The 4920-nt window shown below is 73.3% G+C and carries 3 protein-coding genes; all 3 read right to left on the bottom strand.

The genetic code is table 11. The features are described 5' to 3' along the window. Positions 1–131: 131 nt before the first annotated feature. Positions 132–1577: a glyceraldehyde-3-phosphate dehydrogenase gene (locus tag ABZ371_RS28960; RefSeq protein WP_358685046.1), complete on the bottom strand. Its 1446-nt coding sequence runs from the start codon at positions 1575–1577 to the stop codon at positions 132–134. A 161-nt stretch (positions 1578–1738) separates the two neighbouring features. Then, positions 1739–2494, bottom strand: coding sequence for a ZIP family zinc transporter (locus ABZ371_RS28955; RefSeq protein ID WP_358685043.1), 756 nt, complete (start codon positions 2492–2494; stop codon positions 1739–1741). A 66-nt stretch (positions 2495–2560) separates the two neighbouring features. Continuing rightward, positions 2561–4606: an ATP-binding SpoIIE family protein phosphatase gene (locus ABZ371_RS28950; RefSeq protein ID WP_358685040.1), complete on the bottom strand. Its 2046-nt coding sequence runs from the start codon at positions 4604–4606 to the stop codon at positions 2561–2563. Between the last annotated feature and the right edge of the window lie 314 nt (positions 4607–4920).

Below are 4920 nucleotides of genomic sequence, written 5' to 3'. Positions count from 1 at the left end.
CCACGCACCCCGGGGGCCTCCCCCCCCCCCAGCCCGGGGGACCCCCCCCGCCTGGGGCCCCCGCCACGGCCGCTCGACCCGTGCGGGACCGCCGGCCCCCGCGGGCCGGGCCGGCAGGGCGGCGCGCGGGATCAGGCCGCCGGAGCCGGGTAGGTGGGGTACTCCACACCCGACACGTGCTGGACGACCCGGATGACCTGGCAGGAGTAGCCGAACTCGTTGTCGTACCAGAGGTAGAGGATCGCGTTGTCCCCCTCGACCTTGGTGGCCCCGGCGTCGACGATCGAGGCGTGGCGCGAGCCGATGAAGTCGCTGGAGACCGCGTCGGGGGCGCTGATGAAGTCGATCTGGCGCTTGAGCGGTGAGGTCAGGGACACGTTGCGGAGGTATCCGAGGACCTCCTCGCGGGTGGTCCCGCGGCCCAGCTGGAGGTTGAGGATCGCGATCGACACGTCCGGAACGGGGACGCGGATCGAGCTGCCGGTGATGGTGGCGTCGAGGTCGGGCAGCGCCTTGGCGACGGCGGAGGCCGCGCCGGTCTCGGTGATGACCATGTTCAGCGGCGCCGAGCGGCCGCGGCGGTCGGACGGGTGGTAGTTGTCCAGCAGGTTCTGGTCGTTGGTGAACGAGTGGACGGTCTCCACGTGGCCGCGCAGCACGCCGTACTCGTCGTCCATCGCCTTCAGCGGCGGCACGATCGCGTTGGTCGTGCACGAGGCGCAGGACAGGATCTGCTCGTCCGGCTTGATCGTGTCGTGGTTGACGCCGTGCACGATGTTGGGGACGTCCCCCTTGCCCGGCGCGGTCAGGACGACCTTGGCGATGCCGGGCCGAAGGTGCTGGGACAGTCCCTCGCGGTCGCGCCACCGGCCGGTGTTGTCGATGAGGATGGCGTTCTTGATGCCGTACTCCGTGTAGTCCACCGAGGTGGGGTCGTCGGAGTAGATCACCTTGATCTCGTTGCCGTTGGCGATGATCCGCTCGTTGGCCTCGTCGACGGTGATCGTGCCCTGGAACTGGCCGTGGATCGAGTCGCGCCGCAGCAGCGAGGCGCGCTTGACCAGGTCCTGGCCTGCGGCCCTGCGGACGACGACGGCGCGCAGCCGCAGGCCGTTGCCGGAGCCCGCCTTCTCGATGAGCAGGCGGGCGACGAGGCGGCCGATGCGGCCGAACCCGTAGAGCACGACGTCACGCGGCTCGCTGCGCTCGATCTTGTTGTCGCCCGTCGCCCCGGCGACGGCCTCCGCGGTGAACTCCGCGACGGACAGCCCGCGGCCGTCGGTCCGGTAGGTGGCGGCGAGCATGCCGATGTCGATCTGCGCGGGGCCGAGGTCGAGGGTGGTGAGGGCCTGCAGGAAGGGCAGCGTCTGGGTGACCGAGAGTTCCTCCCCGGCTATCTGGCGGGCGAACCGGTGGATCTTCAGGATGCTGACCACCGACCTGTTCACCAGGGACCGGCTGTGGAGGAGGACCGTGACGTCCCGCTCCCGGTGCAGCTTGCCGATGATCGGGATCATCGACTCCGCGATCTCCTCGCGGGTCTTCCAGTTCGTGAACGCGTCTTCGTTGACAGTCACAGGTCCATCTTTCGAGCTAGGCGGTGCTCATATGTTAGCTCCCTCGGTTCTCCGGTGATCAGGACGGTCCCGCCCGCGCTTTGCCGCCCGTCCGGACGCGGCACCCCGGCGGCCCGGATGCCGGGAGGAGGGCGGTGCCGGCTCCCGGCGACCGCGGCCGGTCAGGCGTGGGAGAGGGCGAAGGACACCAGGAAACCGCTGACGATGATCAGGCCCATGGCGAGGTGCGTGTCCTCGAAGGCCTCGGGGATCATCGTGTCCGCGATCATCGCGAGGATCGCGCCCGCGGCGACGGCGGTGACCGCGGCGATCACGGCCGGTGAGAAGTCGCCGACGACGCTGTACCCGAGGACCGCGGAGACGGCGCACGTGGCCGCGATCGCCCCCCACACGCCGAAGACGTACGCCCCGCCGCGGCCGGCCTTCCTCATGCCCGCCGCACTGGACAGTCCTTCCGGCACGTTGCTGATGAAGACGGCCGCCACGGTCACCAGACTCACGGCACCGCCGTCGAGGAGGCTCACCCCGATGACGGCGGATTCCGGCACACCGTCGAGCAGCGCCCCGAGCGCGAGCGCCGCGCCGGAGCCGCCCTGCTCGCTGTCCGAGGGCTGGGCCTGCCCGTGGCCGGACCGCTTGCGGTGGCGCGCCCCGCGGCGGGCCAGCCACAGATTTCCCAGGGTGTAGGCCACCGCGCCGCCGAGCGTTCCGACGGCGGCGGGTGCCAGCCCCGCCTGGTCGTACGCCTCCGAGACCAGTTCGAAGGAGACGGCGGAGATCAGCACCCCCGCACCGAAGGCCATGACGGTCGCGATCACCCACTGCGGCACCCGCACGGCGAAACCGGCCGCGGCGCCGACGAGGAGCGCCGAACCGGCCACCAGTCCCCACAGACCTGCCTGTATCACTTCAGCCATGACGCCCTCCGTACCCCGTACAGCCGCTCTTCACCGCCTGACCCGGCGATGGGTGCCGGCCTCGCGTCAACTCCGGGCGGCGGGGTCGAGCGGCAGCTCCGCCCAGATGGTCTTCCTCGGATGGGCGTAGCGCGTGCCCCACCGGGTGGAGAGCTGGGAGGTGATGAAGAGACCGCGGCCCCCCTCGTCGACCGCGCGCGCGTGCCGCAGGTGCGGAGCGGAGGGGCTGCTGTCGCTGACCTCGACGGTCAGGGAGTCGGTCCGGATCAGGCGCAGGGCCAGGGGCGGGGAGCCGTGGCGCACGGCGTTGGTGACCAGCTCGCTGACGGCGAGCTCGACCGCGTCGGCGACGTCCGGGGCGACGGCCCACCGGTCCAGGTGCCGGCGGACCGTGCGGCGCGCGAGGGAGGGCGCCTGCTGGGTGTGGGGCAGCTCCTCCGTGACGTGCGCCGTCCCGGGGAGCTCGGCCGCCCGGGCCAGGAGCAGCACCGAGCCGTCGTACTGCTCCTGGCCGGAGAAGGCGAAGACGAGCTGGTCGCAGAGTTCCTGGAGGGCCGGGAGGCCGTGGGAGGGAGCCGGCCGGTGCGGGGGTGCCGACGAGATGCCCCCGCTCAGCATCGCGAGCACGGAGCCGTCGCTCAGATCCAGGGTGGTGACGGGGAAGGGGGCGGAGCCGGGAGAGCCGAGCGGCGCCCCGTCGTGGAGCGGGGCCGTGACGTCGTCGCGGTCGGCCCGCATCAGCAGGGGCGGCCGGTGGCCGGCGCACGCCATCGTGCACAGGCCGGTGAAGGGGTCGAAGACGGCGTAGAGGCACGTCGCGGCGAGCGGCTGGGTGTGCAGCGAGTCCCCCACGGGCAGGGCGGCCCGTTCCGCGGCCAGTTGGGCGGCCGTGTCGGAGAGCCGGGCGAGGAGTTCGTCCGGCGGCAGGTCGAGGGCGGCCAGGGCACGCGTCGCCGTCCTCAGCTGCCCCATGGTGGTGGCCGCGTGGATGCCGTGGCCCAGGACCCGGCCGACGATCAGGGCGGTGCGGGCTCCGGACAGCGGGATGGTGTCGTACCAGCTGCCGCTGGAGTGCCCGGGGAGATAGGCGTGGGCCGTCTCCAGGCCGGGAGCACGGGTGTCCGACTGGGGCAGCAGCCGGCGCTGGAGGGTGGAGGCGATGGTGTGGTCCCGCTGGTAGCGCCGCGCGTTGTCCAGTGCCAGGGCCGCCTGCCCGGCGAGCAGGACCGCCTGCCTCCTGTCGGGTGTCGTGAAGGGGGCCGACCCCTCGCAGCGGTAGAGGCTGAGGATGCCGAGGACCGTCCCGCGCAGGGTGAGCGGAACGGCGAGGAGGGAGTGCGCGGCGGCCGTCGTGACGAGTTCGGCGTGCGCCGGCGCGGTGGCGAGCCACGGCGTGTCGGGCCCCACCGCGGCCATGCGCGGCTGCAGGTCGGAGAGCGCGCGGGCGTGCGGGGTGGCCGCGGGCAGGAGCAGGATGCGCCCGCGGAATTCGTCCTCGTCGTCCTTCCGGTGCGCTGGTCCCAGCATGGCGGTCCGCCGCAGGGGCACGGCGGGGTCGAGCGGCGCGACCGGCGGATCCCCGCCCCGCAGTACGTCGTCGACGAGTTCCACGACGGCGGCGTCGGCGAACGTCGTGGCAGCGGCGGCGAGGCTCGCGCACGTCTCCGCCAGGTCCAGGGACTCCCCGATCTGGCGGCGGGCGTCCGCGGTCCCACTGGCCAGGGCGTCGACACCGTCCACGAGGACCCGGTCGGCCACCAGGGCGAGCAGCCCCAGCAACCGTCCCGAGCCGTGGCGCAGGGGCTGGAGGAACAGCGACAGGGGAGGCGTGGGCCACGTGCTCGGGCCGGCGGTCTCCCACACGTCCACCCACGGCACGGCCACCTCCTCCCGCAGGGCACGCGCCAGCAGGGTCTCGAGCCCTTCCCTGGTGTCCACGCGGTAGACGTCGGTGAACCGTGACGCCGGGACCGGCGCCGTCACTCCGGCCCGCCGGATGAGCAGGTCCGTGTCCAGCACGTAGACGCGCTGGGCGGTCTGCTGGAAGAGGGCGTCGAGCAGGGACTGCTCCAGGGCGTGCTCCGGCGGGACCGGCCCTTCGGTGTCCGACACGGTTCCACCGCCTGTCCCTGGGTGCCCGTACTCCTGCCTGGCTGTCTACAGAATCGGTCAGCCCGACCCACCCTGCCAGCGGACCCGCCCGTGCGGGGACGTGGGACGCGCCGCCCGGCCGGAGGGAGGGGGAGGGTCCCGAGGCCGGTGCGCGTCAGCCGGGCGTGACGGCGGTGTCGCGCAGGGGGGGGCCAGGTCAGGGGCGTGGCCCCGGGCGGGGGCGGGGCCCGCGGCCCCCACGGCCCCCGGTACGGTGGGGTGGCGCGGAGGGCGGCGTCGGCGCCCAGCCCCCGAACCACACCCCAGATAGGAAG

The organism is Streptomyces sp. NPDC005899 (assembly GCF_040629645.1).
Classification (GTDB): Bacteria; Actinomycetota; Actinomycetes; order Streptomycetales; family Streptomycetaceae; genus Streptomyces.
Note: the sequence above shows the minus strand (reverse complement) of the source record. Positions and strands in the feature narration are given on the sequence as shown.